We start from the raw sequence: 18900 nt of genomic DNA on the forward strand, positions 1-18900 counted from the left end.
GCCTGACTTTGCTTCATCATCGTTAAAATGTGGTTATTTTCAATCGCTCATATCGATAGATCAAAAATACCGACCTATTGAGCGGAAAGAACGGTGATCTGTCAGGCCGCCGGGCGGCGGATAATGGCATGCCAAGCATAGCCACGATAGAGTGGTGAGAAGCTCAGTGTTGCGCCTGCGGCTTCAGTCTGGGCGACCAGTTCTTCGCGCAGGTTGGGCCTTGGCGTAACGTGAAACCGGGCGAGCCAGGCATGCAGGCCTGTTCGAAACCAGCCTGGCAAGTGTTCCTGCTGGCCAAAATCGACGATATGTAGCGAGCCACCGGGCTTTAAGGCGGCAAGCGAACAGGCAATCGCCTTTTGCCAGTCAGGGATCATCGACAGCGCATAGGAGATCAGGACTCGGTCGAAACCGGTCATGGCAAAATCAGCGGCGGTGAACGCCGAAGCGTCGGCGATGCGCAGATCCGGCTGACGGGGGCGACCGCGAAAATTACGCCTGGCCTGCACCAGCATTTCGCTGGAAATGTCGAGACCGTAGAGATGCGACATCGGATAGAGCCGCTCGGTGCAGATCAGATTGCGGCCCGTGCCGCAGGCCACTTCCAGCAGGCTGCCATTCTTCGGCAGGTCCAACCCGACAATGGCGGTGTCGCGCCCAAGCAGGTAATATTTGCGGGTCAGGTCATAGATATGACGCTGGCTGCGATAGACCTGATCCATCTTGCTGGCATGCTGCCGGTCCAGGTTCGGGCCGGAATGGTCCTGACCGATACGGGCATCGTTCATGCCGTCTTCTCATAGATATGGAAGCCACCGTAAATTGCCGAGCGGTCGAGCGCGTTGAAATGCACGGACAACTCTTTCAGATAGGACCATTGATCGGCAAGCGCCGGGGAAATCCGGCCTTCGATCACGCTTTTTTCGGCAGCGGTCCGGAAAATAACCCGAGCATCCTTGGCGGCGGTGCGGGTGATTTCGGTCCAGAGATCGTTCAACTGCTCGTCGGTCATCCAGTCCTGGGCATCGAGCAGAATGAACCGGTCGACACTGCCCGCGGGCTTGGTGGAGAGCAGTTCGGTATAGCTGGCATGATGGACATTGACGCGGTCGACGCTGGTGCGGATCGTGCGGTAATAATCGGCCCGCAGATAATCCGGCAATGCGCCCTCATGGGATTTCGGATAGCGGCGGGCGAATGCCTGCCAGGCAAAATAATTATCCCGCAGTGAGAAGTGACAGGCGAGCTTTTCCAGCCGGCCTTTCAGCACCGGTGCAATGGTGCCGGTTTCCGAGACGCTGGCCAGTTCGTCATATTGCTGCGGCGGAATGCCGAGGCCGAACAGCGAGCTTTTACGGTTGGTCAGCCAGCGGATAACAGGCTTTTCAAACAGCGGCGCGATACGGGTCTCGAAAAACTGCCGCTGTTCGCGCAGGGTCCGGCACTGGGTGATTTCTTCCAGCTTGACGCCGTGCAGGCGGGCCAGAAGATGCGTGGCGGTGATGAAGCGGCCCAGCAGGCCGGTGCGGTAGAAATTGCCGTTGAACACCCGGATGCGACGGCGCCCGGTCAGGGTGCGGCGGCTCCAGTAGCGCCGCGTGGTGGCGTCCAGATGCGGTGCCACATATTGCTCGACCATGGCGGCATTGCTGCGGGCATTATCGGTGCCCAGCAGGCGCACCACGGCGGTGTGATCGGGCAGATGCCGGAAGGCAGCCAGCTTCAGCTTGTTGAGGGCGATGTGATGCGGATTGAGATCGACGACGTCGATACTATCAGGCTCCCGCGAAAGATAAGCCAGCATGTTGCAGCCACCGGAGCCGATGGTGACGACGCGGTGGCCAGCGCCAAGCTGCATGGCCTGCATGTCGACATCCGGGTCTTCCCAGATCTGCGGATAGACGAGGCCGGAAAACAGCAGGCCGAACAACCGCTCCGACAGGCCCTTGCGTGACAGCGCATTATGTTGAAGCAGCGCCGATTTCAGCTTCTGGTTTTTGCGGAATCCGGCATCTGGAACAAGTTCTGTCATGTGAAGGGTGCCCCGTTCTGAAGTTTTTATCGGAATAGTGGTTGTCCACTACAGTTTGATGACGGGGCCTGTTGACCAGTGGCCGGGCGGTGCGCCCGGTGAAAATCCCGTGGTTTTTCAACCGTCATACCCTTTCATGCCCGCTGTAATCATGCTTGCATGCGGACCTCGTGTGGCGGGTTGTGAAACAGAATCACCTTTCCGCTCCAGGTTCTTGTTTAAGCATCGGATTTTCCGGATATCGGTTCACAGTTCCCGATCCGCGACACCATCCGGGGCGGGAGGAAATCGCATGCGTTTGCTGATCAGGTTTGTCCAAGGACTGCTGCTTGCTGTCCTGGTGGTTATCGTCGGGGCTGCCACGTGGCTTTGGCTGGCGCCGCCGGAATTGCTGAGGGTTGGGACAGGCTACGCCGCCAAAATAGTCTGCTCCAATGTGTTCATCGCCAAGCGTGATCCGATGGAGGTTTTGTCTGAGGATGTGCAGGCGCCGGGTCATCCGCTGTTGCGTTTCCTGCGGCTGAATGTCGATCGGGATGCAGGCATGGTCACGGCCTATATGTTCGGGGCTTTTGCACCCAGCACGGCCATTGCCCGGCCCGGTCTGGGCTGCGCTAACGTGCCCGATGGAAAAATCGATGCGGCTCGCAAGGTGCATCTGCCGCAGCCGCTTGCCGTTGCAGCGGCCTCAAACCCAGCCCCAAACCCAGCACCCTGGCCGGATGGAACGGGCGCATCGCATACCGACCCAGTGCTGGCGGGCATTCTTGCCGATCCGGCCCTGACCGGGCCATCGATGCGGGCCACCTTGGTGATTCGCGATGGAGAATTGCTTGGTGAGGCCTATGGTCCGGGCTTTGGCGCCGATACGCCGCTGATCGGCTGGTCAATGACAAAGACCGTCATGGCCATGCTGATCGGCCAGCGGATGGGGGAGGGCGGGCTTGACCTCGACAAGGACCATCTGTTGCCTCAGTGGACCGACGGGCGCGCGGCAATCACCCTGCGCCAATTAATGGGCATGGAAAGTGGCCTGCGGTTCAACGAGGATTATGGCGATGTCAGCGATGCAACGCGCATGCTGTTTCTGGAGCCGGATCAGGCGGCATTCGTCGCCTCTCAGCCGCTGGACGCGACGCCCGGTACGCAGTTTCACTATTCGACCGGTACCAGCGTGCTGCTGGCCCGCCTGCTGATGGACAGCTTGCCGCCGGAACAGGCGCTGTCTTATCCCCAAACCGCCTTGTTTAAGCCGCTCGGCATGACCAGTGCAGTGCTGGAGGCCGACGAAACAGGCACTTTGGCAGGTGGGTCCTATCTCTATGCCAATGCCCGCGATTGGGCCAAGCTTGCTCAATGCCTGTTGCAGGACGGCGTCTGGCAGGGGCAGCGTCTGTTGCCGGAAGGCTATGTAAAGACCATGGCGACCCCGACAAAGTCATCCGGCGGCACCTACGGGCAGGGGCAGATCTGGCGGAGCGGGCCGGGTCTGGCGCCGGATTCCACCTTCGGCATTACCGAAGAAACCCTCTGGTTTCAGGGCCATGATGGACAAACAATTGCGATTGTCCCGTCACGCAAGCTGATTGTGCTGCGGATGGGGCTGACGCCTTCCTGGGATAACTACAGGCCGCAAAAACTGCTGAAGGCGGTTCTGGACGCAATGCCGTAAAGAAAAGCGACCGCAGGGGACAAAGGGCCGTGTCGGTATGGACGAAGTGGTTTACTGCACTTCGTCCAGCAGGCCCTTGCGCTTGGCATCGAAATAATAGCCACGGGCATAGAGGCGAACGGCGTTGTCATTGTTGTTCTCGGCCACCATCCACGCACCGCGCAGATATTTGATCGCGTATTTCAGGTTGGTTTCCGGGTCGAACAGACCCTCTGCCGGACCTTCATACCCGAGAGAACGGGCCGTATTATAGCGGATCTGCATCAGTCCGTAATTGCCGCGGCTATAGGCCGACGGATTATAACGGCTTTCGCGGTGAATGACCCGGTGGATCAGCGCGGATGGCATTCCGTATAGGGCAGCATATTTATTGACCAGGCCGTTGATGACCGTCGGGCCGCGGCTTGCCGTTTCACTTGCGTCAGAAGCGGAGCTTTTGGATGCTTCCGGCGTGGCGCTCGGCACGGGGCCGGGGGCGCTGGTATCGAATTGTGCATCAAGCAAGGCAAAAGATTTGACGACCGGCTTTGCCGGTGAGGCATAGGCAACCGACGATGAGGCAACCGAACCCGGGCGCGGCGTGGGAACGGCGGAATGCATGGCCATCACATCCGGCTGCAACGCTTCGTTTTCAAGGCCGATCGGTTCGTTGTCCGAAATCCGGGCTGGTGCATTGGCGGAAGACGGTACGGTGCTGACGGTTGGTCCGAGCGAGGCGACCTGCGTCAGGCCTGGCTTCTGAATAGGATAGGGGCCTTGGCCAGTCGCGAGATTGACCGTCTGGCCTGTGCCCGAGGCGCCATTTATGGCGGCCAGCGCATTGTTTCCCGACGCGGTATTGGCAAGCGCGGTGACAGCAGATTGCGATGGTGGCGTCACGGCCTGCGTGCCAGGAGCGACCGTCGTCATGGTGCCGTTTGCAGCGGCCACAGTGGTCGAGGCGCCTGTTGCTACGGTGCCATTTGCCGGTGTTGCGGTGCCAGTTCCAGTGCCCGGCTGCGCTGCGGCGGCAACGGCTTGATGCGCCGATGCAGGCTTGGGCGCTATATCGGCTTTGGAATTGTCATTTACATTGGTGCAACTGGAAAGGGCTGCGACGATGACAGCAGTGATGCTGATGGCAATCGTGCGGTCCGTTTTCGCTGTCATGCAGATGTCCGTCGGCTATTGAAACGAGCGCTGCCCGCAGGCAACGCACGAACTATTAACATCGGATTCACAAATTTGACAGCCCCCTTGAAGTCTAATGCCAACGATCATTGAAAATGACCGTTGGTATTCCCTTTGCAAATATCGCAAGCCACTGATGCATTTGAGATATTTGCAATGTCATCAAGGCGAGGATGTGGTCCACATCTTCGAGCCTTGGTATAAAATGCGATAACCTGTCAAAGGCCTTGGTTCAGGCGGCTATCCGGCGATAACCGGCGCTGACGGAGCGGGCGGAAATCAGCATGGATTTGCCCTTCGGCTGCACCATACGGCGTGCCGAGCGGCGGCGAATCATCCGGTCGAAAGCGTGTGCATAAATTGCCTGAAGCCCACAGACAAAAGCCGCGAGAGCCATGAAAGCCAGTTCCATGGCCAGAAAATCACCGCTGAACGGCGAAAAGCCCGATGTGATCTGAGTGGTGATCGCCAAAAGGAAGACGAGCGTGCGCGCATCCAGAGCCGAACCGATCACGGCCTGCGACACAATGACCATGGCGCGCCGGTCGGCCAGATTGTCGTTATCGGCCACCGGACCGATATGCAGCGGCGCCCGCCAGAGCCTGAGCGCCAGAACCATTAACACGGCCATGCCCGGCCAGCGCAGGGCAGAGAGTGCCGTGGCGTTGATATTGCTCAGCGCTTGCGCCATGCCGAACACTAGGCACGCGGCAATGCCATAGCCTGTCATGCTGCCCAGCACGCAGAGGGCCGCGGCCCGACCGCCGCCCGCCTGCCGGCAGGCGATGATCCGCTTGGTATTGCGTCCAGGCACAACAAGGAAGGCAGCGCTTGCTGCTGAAAACAACAGCCAATCCTGAAATGTCATGGGCCTGCCTCCGTGTTCGGTAAGCCTGTGGCGGGATGTGGTGAACCTCATCCCGGCCCGGGCACTTCCGATACAAACATAGCAGCGCCGCATGCCATTGGCACCGGCGCTGTCTCAATAAATAGTCTGTCATGTCCGTTAGGAAAACCCAAGGTGGGTCCGAACAGTCATGCAGGCATGCTTCCGGTAATTATGCCGTCAGCACTGCCTGCAAACAGAAGCCACCATTCGCCGTCGAGGTCAATGTGCCGGGCGGAATTTCTGGCCCAGATGGTCCATCACATCTTTGAACCATGGCGTGGAGAGGTCGAAAGCCTTGCCGCCCTTGATGCGAGGGAATTCGATGGCCCGCAATTTGCCGCCCTGGTCCTCATCATGGCCGGTGACGCCGGAGACGCCGTTCAGGCCGCTTTCAACGGCAAGGTCCACCATGCTCTGGATCAGCCGCAAGTCCTCGTAATTGGCTGGGGCCGAACGGGCATAATAGCCTGACTTCTGCACCATCGAGCGTTCAGCATCCAGCAGCTTGGCGAAATGCTTCTGGAACCAGCCGCCGACATTGATGGTATCGAGCTTCACATGGCCGAAAGCGTCGCGCTTGATTTCTTCGCCAGCCTTTTCCCGGTCGGCGATGATTTCATCCATGCAGGCGCCTTCCGAGACGAACAGGGTGACGAAACCGGTGCGGTCCATCAGTTCCTTCAGGCGTTCGGCCTCGGCTTCCATGTCGAAATGGGTCTCGGGCAGATAAAGACCGTCGATGGTCTTCAGTTCTTCATTCATCATGAAGCCCTCGACATATTCATTATGCTTGATGCGCTGGATATAGGCGCGGGCGGTCGCGGCGGTCAGCCAGCCGCAATGGCGGCCCATGACTTCGTGAATGACCAGGGTGCGCGGGGCAGCACTCTGCTCGTTGGAAACATGGTCGAAGAAGCGGGCGCCGACATCCGCCGCCGTCCAGGCGCCGAGCGACTGGCGAATCGGCACGACATCGTTGTCGACCGTTTTGGGCAGGCCGACGACGGTCAGGTCATAGCCATTGGCGCCGAGATAGGCCGCGAGATCAGCCGCCGTCGTATTGGTGTCGTCACCACCGATCGTGTGCAGAATGGTGATGCCATCGGCGGCCAGCCGCTCGGCGGCCACCTGCAACGGATTCTGGCCTTCCTTCACCAGGCCGCGCTTGACGCAATCGGCGACATTGGTGAGCTTGACGCGGCTATTGCCAATCGGCGAGCCGCCATAGCGATGCAGGACATGGGCCTGTTCGCGCATATGCTGGTTGATCTCGATCTTGTAGTCCATCAACAGACCGCGATAGCCGGATTTATAGGCGACGATCTCTGCATCGGGCGCGATGTCGCTATAGCGCTCGATCAATCCGCCCACTGCCGATGAGAGGCAGGGCGCCAGGCCCCCGGCGGTCAGCAACGCGACTTTGGTCTTGGCCATCAAATCCTCCTTCTTGCGGACAAAACGCCGCAGACGTTTACGAAATGGTGCCAATGGATGCGACAGAGGCCGGATGCTGTAAAGCGAAAAATCGAACAAAATCCGCAGTTTCGTGGAATTGTCATCAGCCACGGAAATATAATCGTTTCAAATGGAAAGCGGTGAGCGCGAGGCTTGTGGAAAAGCTGGTATGCCGGGGGCGACGTGAAGCATCCGCTGATTCCGGACTGCGGCACAACCTGGAAAGTGAACAAAGTTTAACCCGAAACAATGGGGTGCTTCCCTTGCATTTCAAGTGATAATTTGGTCAATCTGTCAAAATGATTTTCGATTTCGCCTGCCAACAATTGTCGTCACTCTGGGAGCGGCTGCTCGGCGCGGTCAGCGACGCGGCTGGCAATGCCTTGTCGTCGATTGTCGAAGCAATCCGCACCGTCTTTGAAGGCGATCCGGAAACGCGCCGGCGCGTGTCTTTTTCCGTGGCGATCATCGCGCTTTCCGCCAAGATGGCCAAGGCGGACGGTGTCGTGTCGCAGGCCGAGGTCAATGCGTTTCGCAGCATTTTCGATTTTCCGCCGGAAGAGGCCCGCAATGTCGCGCGCCTCTACAATCTCGCCAAGCAGGATATTGCCGGTTACGAAGCCTATGCCGAAAAGCTGGCCAATCTCTGCGGCTCGCGCACCAGAGGGTGCCCGGTGCTCGAAGAGATTGTCGATGCCCTGTTTCACATTGCCACGGCGGATGGGCTGATCCACGAGAAGGAACTGGCCTTTCTTTCCCGCATCGCTGAAATCTTCGAGATTGGTGAGGACCGCTTCGAACAGATTTCCGCCCGTCATCTCGCGCCCGACCATGATCCCTATGGCATTCTCGGTGTATCGCGCAGTGATGATTTTGGCACGATCCGCAAACGCTACCGGGCGCTGGCCTCCGAGCATCACCCCGACCGGCTGCATGCGCGTGGCCTGCCGGTGGAAATGCATGCCGCCGCCCATCAACGGATGGCCAGTTTCAACGCGGCCTATGCCGCGATTGAAAAGGAACGCCGGGCCGCATGACTGCATTCATCGCCGATTATCCAGACGCCGTGGTGGTGCCATCCCCCAACCACGGTGAGCGCATCGAGTGCGCGGCCCCTGACACGATCATTCTGCATTATACCGGCATGCCCAGCGAAGAGGCGGCGCTCTCCTGGCTCTGCACTGTGGAGAGCCAGGTTTCCAGCCATTATCTGGTGCGTGAAAATGGTGAGGTCGTGCAAATGGTGCCGGAAAGTCGCCGGGCCTGGCATGCCGGAAAGAGTTTCTGGGCGGGCGTGACCGATATCAATTCCCGCTCTGTTGGCATCGAGATTGCCAATGCCGGACATCCTTCCCTGCCGGATTACCTCGAAAAACAGATCGATGCCGTCGCGCAATTGTGTCTGGATTGTGCAAGTCGCTGGTCCATCGCCCCGGAGCGGGTGCTGGCCCATTCCGATATTGCGCCGGTTCGCAAGGTCGATCCGGGCGAACATTTCCCCTGGAACCGGCTGCACGCCCTGGGCGTAGGGCATTGGGTGGAACCAACCCCGATCACCGGTGGCCGGTTCTTCCAGAGAGGCGATCGCGGCCAGCCGGTCGAAGCGTTGCAGTCCATGCTATCACTCTATGGATATCCTGTTGAAATCAGTGGGAATTTCGATGCGGAAACCGAGGGCGTCGTCAGAAGTTTCCAGCTGCATTTCCGCCCCTTCAAGGTCGATGGCGTGGCTGATTATTCGACCATCGACACCCTGCATCGCCTGCTGGCGGCGCTGCCACGGTTCAGCTGAGAATTGCGGGCCGTTATGGTCCGCAGACGGCTTTCGGCAGGGTCAAAAACCATCTCTTTTTACCATGCCATAGGATTTCCTTATTGAGTCTGTCTAACAGCAGCCGTCGCAGCCATGGTATTCCTCGGCAGCGGTTGAGATGAACAGCGAATTTGATTTCCGAAATGGAAGTCTTTCGCAAATATCAACGATGAGGGCGATGAACATTGCTGTCCTTTGCTGGACAGTGGACGGGTAAATAGTGCGCTTTGCTGGCATCCGTGTCCGCCCCTTTGTCTGGAGACTGACTTTTTTCATGAAAACCTCGCTTTTCGCTGCCGCGGCATGCATCGCCGTTTCTATGTCTGCTGTTTCCCACGCCGAGGCTGCTGATGCCGGCAAGGGCTTGACCCTGATGGACATGTTGCGTGCCAATAAACAGCAAGCCGACCTTGCCAAGCCGCTGGAGAAAACCAGGCTCTCGAATAAAACCGGCGCTGACGATCAGAGGGCCGATATGCAGGGGTCCGCTGGCAAAGCGCCCTATCACGCCCTGATTTCCTCCTATGCCAAGCAATATGGCGTGCCGGTGGAGCTGGCCAGCGCCGTGGTGAAGATCGAAAGCGGCTTCAATCCGAAAGCGCGCGGCACGCATGGCGAAGTCGGCCTGATGCAGATCAAGCCCGCCACCGCCCGCGCCATGGGCTATACCGGCACCGTTGCCGGGCTTTACGACCCATCGACCAATCTCAAATACGGGATGAAATATCTCGCCATGGCCCACCAGCTCGGCGGCGGCGATACCTGCGGCGCCATTCTGCGCTACAATGCCGGCCACGGCGCGACCCGCATGAACCCGGTTTCCAAGCAATATTGCGGTCAGGTGGAAGCAGCGCTTGAAAACAGCTGAAAACCTGACAACGTCCCTTCTGCCGATCCTGTGGGGTGAGAGGGTTTGACGATCACGCAAGAACCGCAGTTTCTGCCGGTTCTTGCGTCAGATCAATCAAACTGAATGGCAAGTTTGATTGATAATGCTATCCAGTTGGCAAATCATTCTGGACGAGCGGCATGACGGATCAGGTCTTCAAATATCTCATTATCGGGCGCGGTATGATGGGGGCTGCGGCGGCACGGCATCTGGCGTTGCAAGCGGATGGCGTGGCATTGGTCGGGCCGGATGAGCCCGCCGACAAGCAAAGCCACGAAGGCGTCTTTGCCAGCCATTACGACGAAGCGCGAATCACCCGCACCATCGATAGCGATCCGGTCTGGGCAAAGCTCGCGCATGCGTCGATTGCCCGCTACAATGAAATCGAACAGCAGAGCGGTATCCGGTTTTACCACGAAGCCGGTTGCCTGATTGTCGGGACGAGCCCGGATGGTCATTCCGACTATGTCGACAAGGCGACGCGCGCTGCCGAAGGGCTTGGCGTTTCAACACAGTCCTTCGACCATGCCAGTCTTGCCGAGCGCTTCGGTTATTTCCGTTTCGAGCCTGTTTCTGTTGGGATTTATGAGTCGCATCACGCCGGCTACGTCAATCCGCGCCGGTTGGTGGAGGCCCAGTCGCTGCTGGCTGCCCGGGCGGGAGCAACGCTGATCAACGATGTGGTCATTGGTATTCGTGACGAGGGCGGGCATGCGGTGGTCACGACCGCAGGCGGCAAGACGTTGAAAGCCGAAAAGCTGCTGGTTGCCACGGGCGGGTTTTCCATTGCCAAAACGCTGTTGCCGCGCCGGATCGATCTGTCGGTTTATGCCCGTACCGTTACCTTTTTCGAAATCGCCGATCAGGATCTGCATGCCTATCACGGCATGCCGTCGCTCATTCACGAGCCGTCCAATCCACGTGATCATATCTATCTGCTGCCGCCGGTGCGCTATCCTGACGGTAAAACCTATATCAAGATCGGCGGCGATCCCGATGATGTCAGCCTGAAGACGGAGCCCGAAATCCGTGCCTGGTTCAGGGGCGGCGGTCGCGAAAGCGCCCGCGATCATCTGGCGCGTATTGCCAGATCGCTGGTGCCGGGCGTGGCCCAGGCGCCGGTGTCGATGGCGCCCTGCGTGACGTCCTTTACGGGCAGTGGCTATCCGGCCATCGGCTTTAGCGACAGCCCGCGCATCGCGGTGCTGACTGGCGGCTGCGGGGCGGCGGCGAAAAGCTCGGATGAAATTGGCCGGTTGGGTGCTGAGTTGATCCTGCGCGGCACGATTGCGCATGAGGGTTATGATGCCGATTTCACACCTGTTTTCGTTTGAGCGCATGATTTCGGTGGCTTTCTCCAGATGTCTCCGTTAATCACGCCGAACCAGTCGGCCGGGCAGCCGCGCTTTACCAATGCCGAAAGGCGGTAGGGTGAGGAAAGTCCGGGCTCCACGGAAACACGGTGCCGGATAACGTCCGGCGAGGGCGACCTCAGGGAAAGTGCCACAGAAAGCAGACCGCCCCGTTTATCGGGGTAAGGGTGAAAGGGTGGGGTAAGAGCCCACCGCGTCGCTGGTGACAGGGACGGCATGGTAAACCCCACCGGGAGCAAGACCGAATAGGGATGACGCGGGTGCAACGCAAGTTGCGCTACAGCCGGTTTTCGGGCCAGTCATCCGGGTGGGTTGCGAGAGGCGGTGCGCAAGTATCGTCCCAGATGAATGGCTGCCACGTTCCGGGAAACCGGGGCCATACAGAACCCGGCTTACAGGCCGACTGGTCTTTCTTATCGCGGGCCGTTCAAAGGTGTCGCTTCGGGTTGAAAAAGCAAAGGCGCACTTGCGTCATTTTTGCATTGCTTTGCTAATTTATGTTTATCTTCAAAGCCTTGAAAAGCACGGCTGCGGATATGGATGGCTTGCTGCCCTCAAGCCATAATAACCATTCATTAATCTTAACGGGTTATAAATTTCCGATGCAGTAGACTGGTTTGCCAACCCTAATCCCATTGACGCCCATGGTGTCCCATGTTATCCCATAATTGCACTGCCGAGGGGCGATTAACGGCCCCGACATGCGAAACTGCGAAGCAGGTCCGGAAGGGCTATTTTTCCTGTTTCGACCTTGCGGCAAAGGGCGTGCCTGCTCGGGTGTATCAATGGAAATGCGGATGTGTGGGCCGCGTGGATAGAAAAGGGGCGGCGGTAAAGCGTTATGAACCGCTTCTTGTCCAATGCGACGAACCGGATCGATGCGAAGGGGCGGGTTTCCGTTCCGGCGGCGTTTCGTGCTGTTCTGGTGGAGCGGGGCATCCAGGAGCTTTATTGCTTCCAGGATTTCACTTTTCCGGCGATCAGTATCGGTGGTCCGGATCTGTTGGAGCGCTACGAACGGCAAATTGTCGGCGAAGATCCGTTTTCGCCGGTTGCCAACGAAATGTCGCTTCTCGTACATGGGGGCGGCGTTTTCATGCGCCTCGACAGCGAGGGGCGGCTGATGGTCACGGATTTTATCCGCGACTTTACGGGTATTGCGTCCGATGTGACCTTTGTTGGTCGTTCGGATCATTTTCAAGTGTGGCAGCCGCAGGCGTTTCACGAGGCGCAGGCGGCGGCAAGAAGGGGACTCGGTCTGAAGAGGGCGGGGTCCAGTTAGAGCATTTCCAGGAAGAGTGGAAACCGGTTTTCCGTCCGGAAATGCGTAAAAGCAATGATGTAGATTATCTCCATTTTTCAAAGAAAAGTGGAGATAGTTTGAGACGGAGAAGCGGAATGGTGACGGATCTTGGCGGAGGGTATGCTGAAGCCGAAGGCGGACCGGTCCGTCACATTCCGGTTCTTCTCGAGCCTGTCATAGATGCTCTCGAGCCTTCTGCCGGTAAGGTCATTCTGGATGGCACGTTTGGGGCGGGTGGCTATACATCAGCTATTCTCGATGCTGGCGCCGATGTGATCGCGCTCGACCGTGATCCAAACGCGATTGCCGGCGGTCAAGCCATGGTCGCTAATCGCGCCGGTCATCTCACTCTTCACCACACCCGGTTTTCCACGCTGGATAATTTTGCTCCCGAGGGCGGGCTGGATGGCGTCGTCCTCGATATCGGCGTTTCCTCCATGCAGATCGATGAGGCCGAGCGTGGGTTTTCCTTCCAGCGCAACGGGCCGCTCGATATGCGGATGTCCGGCGCGGGCGTCTCTGCCGCCGATGTCGTCAACCGGGCCAAGGTTGGTGACCTCATCAGGATTTTCGGCTTTCTGGGCGAAGAAAAGCAATCCGGCCGTATTGCCCGCGCCATCGAAAAGCGCCGCGTCAATCATCCTTTCCAGACCACACGGGATCTGGCTGGCATGATCGAGATTGTGACGCCGCGCAAGGCGAAGGACAAGATCCATCCGGCGACGCGGGTGTTTCAGGCCTTGCGGGTTTTCGTCAATGATGAGCTTGGCGAATTGGCCGAGGCGCTGTTTGCCGCCGAGCGGGCCTTGAAGCCGGGCGGACGGCTGGTTGTCGTCACCTTTCATTCGCTTGAAGACCGTATCGTCAAGAAATTCTTCTCAGACCGTTCCGGCAAGGCCGCCGGCTCGCGCCATATGCCCATGGCGTTCGAGCGTCCGGCAACCTTCGAGCCGGTTGGTAAGGGAATGGTGACAGCGACAGAAGAGGAGGCCGAGATCAATCCTCGTGCCCGTTCTGCAAAACTACGCGCGGGCATTCGTACCGCACATCCAGCCATGAAGGCCGATTTTTCCATTTTCGATTTGCCGGATCTTGCGGAAATCGAACGGTTGGGGGCCTGAACCATGCTGCGAACCTTTGACATCGTGATGATCGGCGCCATGGCGGCAGCGGCAGCCGTGACGTATCAGATCAAGCACAATACCGATGAGAAAGTGCAGGATCTGAAGCGCATTGAAGCCGAGATCAAGCTGGAGAAGGATACGATCGAACTTCTCCAGGCCGACTGGGCTTTGTTGACCCAGCCGAATCGTCTCGAAAAACTGGCCAATACCTTCGGTCAGGAATTGAAGCTCCAGCAAACCGATCCCAACCAGTTGGCGCGAGCCAATGAATTGCCAATGCTGAAATCCCAGGTGCCAGTGGTACAGGCCCCCGCGGCAAAGACAGGCGGTCCCAAGATCGCGGATGGCATTAAGATGGTGAATGGTAAACCGGTCCCCGTGCCGATGGATAAGGTCATAACCGGATCGGTGAAACGCTGATGACTTTTCTTTCCCGCATGATGCTCCTGAAAAGCCGGGCCCATTTTTCCACCAACGTGCGCCGTGGCGCCGTGCGCGGCAAGGGCCGCGCGTTCGAAGGCGCTGGCAAGCGCAAGGCCGATATGGCCAAGCGCCGCGTCGGCCTGCTGATCCTCGGTTTCACGCTGGTCTATGGTGTGATTGGCGGACGGCTTGTGCAATACGGCTATGCCCATCCCGAAAGCACCTCCAGCATCATGCCGCCAGACCGGTTGATGGCGGCGCGTCCCGATATTCTCGATCGCAATGGCCAGGTTCTGGCCACCGATATCAGGACTGTGTCGCTGTTTGCAGAACCGCACAAGATTGTCGATGTGGATGAAGCCGTCGAAAAGCTTCAAACGGTGCTGGCCGACCTCGACAGCCGGGATACCTACAAGAAACTTTCGTCGAAATCGCATTTCCAATGGCTTCGCCGTCAATTGACGCCCAAGCAGCAGAGCCAGATCCTGGCGCTGGGCATTCCCGGCATCGGCTTCCGGCCGGAAATTCGCCGTTTCTATCCCGGTGGCTCCACCGCTGCCCATATCGTCGGCTTCGTCAATATCGACAATCGCGGTATGGCCGGAATGGAGAAATATATCGACAATCAGGGTCTGGCGGATCTGGCCGATCTCGGCATGACCAGCAATGCGCGGCTGGAGCCGGTCAAGCTTTCCATCGACCTGCGCGTCCAGAATATCGTGCATGACGTGATCACCGCTGCCCAGGTGAATTTCAAGGCCAAATCGGCAGGTGCCGTGGTGCTGGATGTCGAGACTGGCGAAGTGCTGGGCATGGCGTCCTATCCCGATTTCGACCCCAACAAGCCCGAGGAAGGCGCCAAGGAGGGCTGGTTGAACCGGATGTCGAACGGTACGTTCGAAATGGGCTCGACCTTCAAGTCCTTCACGATGGCGATGGGGCTCGATACCGGTCGGGTGAAGCTGACCGACGTGTTCGATGCACGCTATCCGCTGAAAATCGGTGGATTTACCATCCATGACTTTCACGGCCAGAGCAAATTCCTGAGCGTTCCCGATATTTTCAAATGGTCGTCGAATATCGGTACGGCGAAAATTATCGACGTGGTCGGCATTCCCGAGCAGAGGGAATACCTGAACCGTCTCGGTCTTCTGACCAAGATGAAGACGGAACTGCCGGAAGTGAAAATGCCGTCACAGCCACGGGGCGAGTGGAAGAAGATCAGTCTCGATCACCATATCTTTCGGTCACGGCGTTGCGACGACGCCGCTGCAGACGGCAGTCGCCGGTGCAGCACTCGTCAATGGCGGAAAGTTGATCCAACCGACCTTCTTGCCGCGCACTGCGGACCAGGCTAACGAGGTGGCCGAGGCTGTGCTCAAGCCATCCACCAGTGCTGATATGCGCTACCTCTTTGAATATAACGGACTTAACGGCTCCGGCCGCGGCGCACGTGTGCCGGGATTTGATGTCGGCGGCAAGACGGGAACAGCCGACAAGGTGGTGCGTGGCCGTTACGACCACAACCTCAATTTTAATGCTTTTCTCGGGGCCTTCCCGATGAGCAAGCCGCGCTATGTGGTGCTGAGTTTCATCGACGAGCCTTTGACCGGTGAGGGTGGCGGGACGCTTTCTGCTTTCACTGCTTTGCCGATCGTGCGCGACATTATTCGCAGAACTGCCCCAATTCTCGGTGTAGAACCCAATTACGGTCAGGTGGGCAATGATATGCTCGTCTCATATTGAGGACGATTGATTCGCCGTTGCCGCAGGGCTCTGCTCCTGCTGCGAGGCAGGGGACAGGTAGACGATGAAACTGCGAGATCTCGCCAGCGGCGATTTTGGGGATCTGACCGGACCACTGGATGGGCCGGTTGGCGACGTTGAAATCACCGGCCTAACCGCCGACAGCCGCAAGGTTGAACCCGGCATGCTGTTCGTGGCCTTGCAGGGCGTCAAGGCCGATGGCGCGGGTTTCGTTGCCGATGCTGTGGCGCGGGGCGCTGCTGCCGTGCTCTCCGGTTCTCATCTGGATATTGCCGTTCCGGCTCTGGTTACCGAACAGCCGCGCCACGCGCTGGCGCGTCTTGCCGCCCGCTTCTATTCCGGTCAACCGGAAACCATGGTGGCGGTGACCGGCACGGCTGGCAAGACATCGGTTGCCTCCTTCACTCGCCAGATCTGGGCGTTTGCCGGGCTTGCCAGTGCGCAGATCGGCACGACCGGGGTGATTTCCCCAACCCGCAGCGATTACGGTTCGCTGACCACGCCCGATCCGGTCGCTCTGCACCAATTGCTGGCAGACCTTGCACAAGAGGGCGTGACCCACGCGGCCATGGAAGCCTCCAGCCATGGTCTCGACCAGAGCCGGTTGGATGGTGTGCGGCTTGCCGCTGCCGCCTTTACCAATCTTGGCCGCGACCATATGGATTATCACCCGACTGTTGCCGATTACATGGCCGCCAAGATGCGCCTGTTCGACACCCTGCTGCCCAAGGGGTCTCCGGCGGTGATCTTTGCCGATGACGAATGGTCGGCGGAAGCAATCCGGGTGGCAAGGCAGGCGGGTCATGATGTGCGCACCGTTGGCCGGGCCGGGGATTTCCTCAGCCTGAAACGGGTTGAGCATTTTCGCCATAAGCAGATTGCCGAAATCCATCATCAGGGTGCGATCTATGAGGTTGATCTGCCGCTGGCAGGCGATTTCCAGATTGCCAATGCGCTGGTTTCCGCAGGTCTTGCCATTTCAACCGGCGTCGAGGCCTCGGTTGCTCTGAAAGCACTGGAAAAGCTGCAAGGCGCTTCGGGCCGGCTGGAACTGGTTGGGCAGGCGAAAAGCGGTGCGCTCGCCTATGTCGATTACGCTCACAAGCCGGATGCCTTGGAAAAGGTGTTGACGGCGGTCAGGCCCTTTACCAGCGGCAGGATTATTGTGGTGTTTGGCTGCGGCGGCGACCGCGACAAGGGCAAGCGCCCGATCATGGGCGAGATCGCCGACCGGCTGGCCGATATCGTCATCGTCACCGATGACAATCCACGTTCGGAAGTGGCCGCCACCATTCGCGGTGAGGTAATGGCCGCGACACCGAAAGGTATTGAGATCGGTGACCGCGCCCAGGCAATCCGTGCCGGTGTGGCAATGCTGGCGACCGGCGATACGCTGATTGTTGCCGGCAAGGGCCATGAAGAGGGCCAGATTGTCGGCGCGCAGACGCTGCCGTTTTCTGATCACGCCGAAATCCGCAAAGCCATGGAGGAGTTTCACCCTTGACCTTGCTCTGGACCATCGAAGATCTGGTTGCGGCCATGACCGGACGCCCGGTCGGCACCATGCCATCGGGCATTACTGGCATTTCCATTGATAGCCGTAGCATCCAGCCCGGAGAAGCCTTTTTCGCCATCAAGGGCGATAGGGTCGACGGACATGATTATGCCAGCATTGCTGTGGCCAATGGCGCGGCGCTGATGGTGGTCAATGAGGCCAAGCTGCCCGCCCTTGGCCGGTTGACTGTGCCGATGATCGTCGTTGACGATGTGTTGCAGGCGCTGGGAAGGCTTGCCATCGCTGCCCGCCTGCGCTCACGTGCCAAGATTGTTGCAGTGACCGGCTCAGTCGGCAAGACGACGACCAAGGAAATGCTGCGTCAGGTGCTGGCGCCGTCAGGTGAAGTGCATGCCGCCGTCGCTTCTTTCAACAACCACTGGGGCGTGCCGCTGACATTGGCGCGGATGCCTGCCAGTGCGCAATTCGGCGTGTTTGAAATCGGCATGAACCATTCCGGCGAAATCACCCCGTTGGTTCAGATGGTCCGCCCGCATCTGGCTGTTATCACCACGATTGCGCCTGCCCATCTTGGCAATTTTGCCAGTGTCGACGAGATCGCCGATGCCAAGGCGGAAATCTTTTCCGGTGTCGCTGCCAATGGTGGCGTGCTTTTGAACCATGACAATCCCTATTTCGAATATCTGGAACACAAGGCGCAGGAAGCGGGCATCACCCACATCCATTCCTTCGGCCAGCACGCCAAGGCGGAGTTCCGGCTGGCGGAATTCGACGGTGCTGCCGAAAGCTCGACTGCCTGGGCCATCATCGACGGCGAGACCCGTGAAGTGATGATCGCCGCGCCGGGCCGTCACATTGCTGAAAATGCCATGGCGGCACTGGGCGCCGTGCGGCTTCTGGGCGCCGATCTCGATGGTGCAGTCGATGCTCTCAGCCACTTGTCGCCGGTCAAGGGCCGGGGCGAGCGCCATCGGCTGCGCTGTGCCTCTGGGCCTTTTACGCTGATCGATGAAAGCTATAACGCCAACCCGGCTTCCATGCGCGCTGCTATTGCTGTCCTGGCCGCAGCCCAGCCGCGCGGCGAGGGCCGCCGCATCGCCGTGCTTGGCGACATGCTGGAAATGGGTGAGTTTTCCCAGGAATTGCACGGAGATCTGGCCGGGCCGCTGCTGGCTGCCGGGATCGATCATGTCTGGCTGGCAGGACCGGCCATGGCGGCATTGCGGGCGCAATTGCCGGAGACCGTTTCGGTTGCGGCTTTCAACACCGCTGAAGATCTGGCCGCTTTTGCCGTCGCCTCTGTTCACGGTGGCGATGTGGTGATGGTCAAGTCGTCGCTCGGCATCGGTTTTGGCAAGATTGTCGCGGCTTTGCTTGACAAGTATCCCCCATTGGACGACACCCGCCGCCCAGAATGACACTCTATTGCCGGACACTGCATGTGCGGGCCGGATAGCCGTTGGAAAGTGCCTTT

Annotated in this window: 15 protein-coding genes, 1 other RNA gene and 1 pseudogene; 12 read left to right on the plus strand and 5 right to left on the minus strand. The window is 58.9% G+C overall.

Annotated elements, in window-relative coordinates:
- Positions 1-101: 101 nt before the first annotated feature.
- Both V6582_RS17180 and V6582_RS17185 read right to left on the minus strand, forming a co-directional pair.
- Positions 102-788 (minus strand): class I SAM-dependent methyltransferase, encoded by a 687-nt coding sequence (locus V6582_RS17180; protein ID WP_420360200.1) that lies wholly within the window; start codon positions 786-788, stop codon positions 102-104.
- The gene (locus V6582_RS17185; RefSeq protein ID WP_156632610.1) at positions 785-2032 is read right to left on the minus strand and encodes a DUF3419 family protein; all 1248 of its coding nucleotides are present in this window, start codon (positions 2030-2032) and stop codon (positions 785-787) included. Before V6582_RS17185 ends, V6582_RS17180 begins: the two co-directional genes overlap by 4 nt.
- 292 nt (positions 2033-2324) lie before the next feature.
- Here V6582_RS17185 and V6582_RS17190 point away from each other — a divergent pair, with 292 nt between their 5' ends.
- Entirely contained in the window at positions 2325-3704 is a 1380-nt protein-coding gene (locus tag V6582_RS17190; RefSeq protein ID WP_156632609.1) for a serine hydrolase domain-containing protein, read from the plus strand.
- 51 nt (positions 3705-3755) lie between these two features.
- Here the strand turns inward: V6582_RS17190 and V6582_RS17195 are convergent, their stop codons facing one another.
- From V6582_RS17195 to V6582_RS17205, 3 genes are all read right to left on the minus strand, one after another.
- Positions 3756-4853, minus strand: coding sequence for a transglycosylase SLT domain-containing protein (locus V6582_RS17195; protein ID WP_234889735.1), 1098 nt, complete (start codon positions 4851-4853; stop codon positions 3756-3758).
- A 253-nt stretch (positions 4854-5106) separates the two neighbouring features.
- Entirely contained in the window at positions 5107-5742 is a 636-nt protein-coding gene (locus tag V6582_RS17200) for a LysE family translocator (RefSeq protein WP_156632608.1), read from the minus strand.
- A gap of 240 nt (positions 5743-5982) precedes the next feature.
- The gene (locus V6582_RS17205) at positions 5983-7197 is read right to left on the minus strand and encodes a pyrophosphate--fructose-6-phosphate 1-phosphotransferase (RefSeq protein WP_060717697.1); all 1215 of its coding nucleotides are present in this window, start codon (positions 7195-7197) and stop codon (positions 5983-5985) included.
- A gap of 320 nt (positions 7198-7517) precedes the next feature.
- Between V6582_RS17205 and V6582_RS17210 the strand changes: the two genes are divergently transcribed.
- The 11 genes and pseudogenes from V6582_RS17210 (at position 7518) to V6582_RS17260 (ending at position 18844) form a co-directional block, all read left to right on the plus strand.
- Positions 7518-8255, plus strand: coding sequence for a J domain-containing protein (locus V6582_RS17210; RefSeq protein ID WP_070166442.1), 738 nt, complete (start codon positions 7518-7520; stop codon positions 8253-8255).
- Entirely contained in the window at positions 8252-9010 is a 759-nt protein-coding gene (locus V6582_RS17215) for an N-acetylmuramoyl-L-alanine amidase (protein WP_156632607.1), read from the plus strand. Before V6582_RS17210 ends, V6582_RS17215 begins: the two co-directional genes overlap by 4 nt.
- 295 nt (positions 9011-9305) lie before the next feature.
- Positions 9306-9899 carry a lytic transglycosylase domain-containing protein gene (locus tag V6582_RS17220; RefSeq protein WP_156632606.1) on the plus strand — a complete coding sequence of 198 codons (594 nt, stop codon included), beginning with the start codon at positions 9306-9308 and terminating at the stop codon, positions 9897-9899.
- Between the two features lie 161 nt (positions 9900-10060).
- Complete coding sequence (locus V6582_RS17225) at positions 10061-11254, plus strand: NAD(P)/FAD-dependent oxidoreductase (RefSeq protein ID WP_156632605.1); 1194 nt, start codon at positions 10061-10063, stop codon at positions 11252-11254.
- Between the two features lie 50 nt (positions 11255-11304).
- Positions 11305-11704, plus strand: an RNA gene (rnpB, locus tag V6582_RS17230) — RNase P RNA component class A.
- 430 nt (positions 11705-12134) lie between these two features.
- The gene (gene mraZ, locus V6582_RS17235; protein WP_156632604.1) at positions 12135-12575 is read left to right on the plus strand and encodes a division/cell wall cluster transcriptional repressor MraZ; all 441 of its coding nucleotides are present in this window, start codon (positions 12135-12137) and stop codon (positions 12573-12575) included.
- A gap of 116 nt (positions 12576-12691) precedes the next feature.
- The gene (gene rsmH, locus V6582_RS17240) at positions 12692-13717 is read left to right on the plus strand and encodes a 16S rRNA (cytosine(1402)-N(4))-methyltransferase RsmH (RefSeq protein WP_156632603.1); all 1026 of its coding nucleotides are present in this window, start codon (positions 12692-12694) and stop codon (positions 13715-13717) included.
- A 3-nt stretch (positions 13718-13720) separates the two neighbouring features.
- Positions 13721-14140 carry a cell division protein FtsL gene (gene ftsL, locus V6582_RS17245; protein ID WP_060717641.1) on the plus strand — a complete coding sequence of 140 codons (420 nt, stop codon included), beginning with the start codon at positions 13721-13723 and terminating at the stop codon, positions 14138-14140.
- Positions 14140-15889 (plus strand): annotated as a pseudogene (locus V6582_RS17250) (peptidoglycan D,D-transpeptidase FtsI family protein). Before ftsL ends, V6582_RS17250 begins: the two are co-directional and overlap by 1 nt.
- Before the next feature lie 64 nt (positions 15890-15953).
- Complete coding sequence (locus V6582_RS17255) at positions 15954-17414, plus strand: UDP-N-acetylmuramoyl-L-alanyl-D-glutamate--2,6-diaminopimelate ligase (protein ID WP_156632601.1); 1461 nt, start codon at positions 15954-15956, stop codon at positions 17412-17414.
- Positions 17411-18844 (plus strand): UDP-N-acetylmuramoylalanyl-D-glutamyl-2,6-diaminopimelate--D-alanyl-D-alanine ligase, encoded by a 1434-nt coding sequence (locus tag V6582_RS17260; protein WP_156632600.1) that lies wholly within the window; start codon positions 17411-17413, stop codon positions 18842-18844. Before V6582_RS17255 ends, V6582_RS17260 begins: the two co-directional genes overlap by 4 nt.
- Positions 18845-18900 lie beyond the last annotated feature (56 nt).

Origin of the sequence: Agrobacterium vitis, from assembly GCF_037039395.1 — a bacterium.
GTDB lineage: Bacteria > Pseudomonadota > Alphaproteobacteria > Rhizobiales > Rhizobiaceae > Allorhizobium > Allorhizobium vitis_E.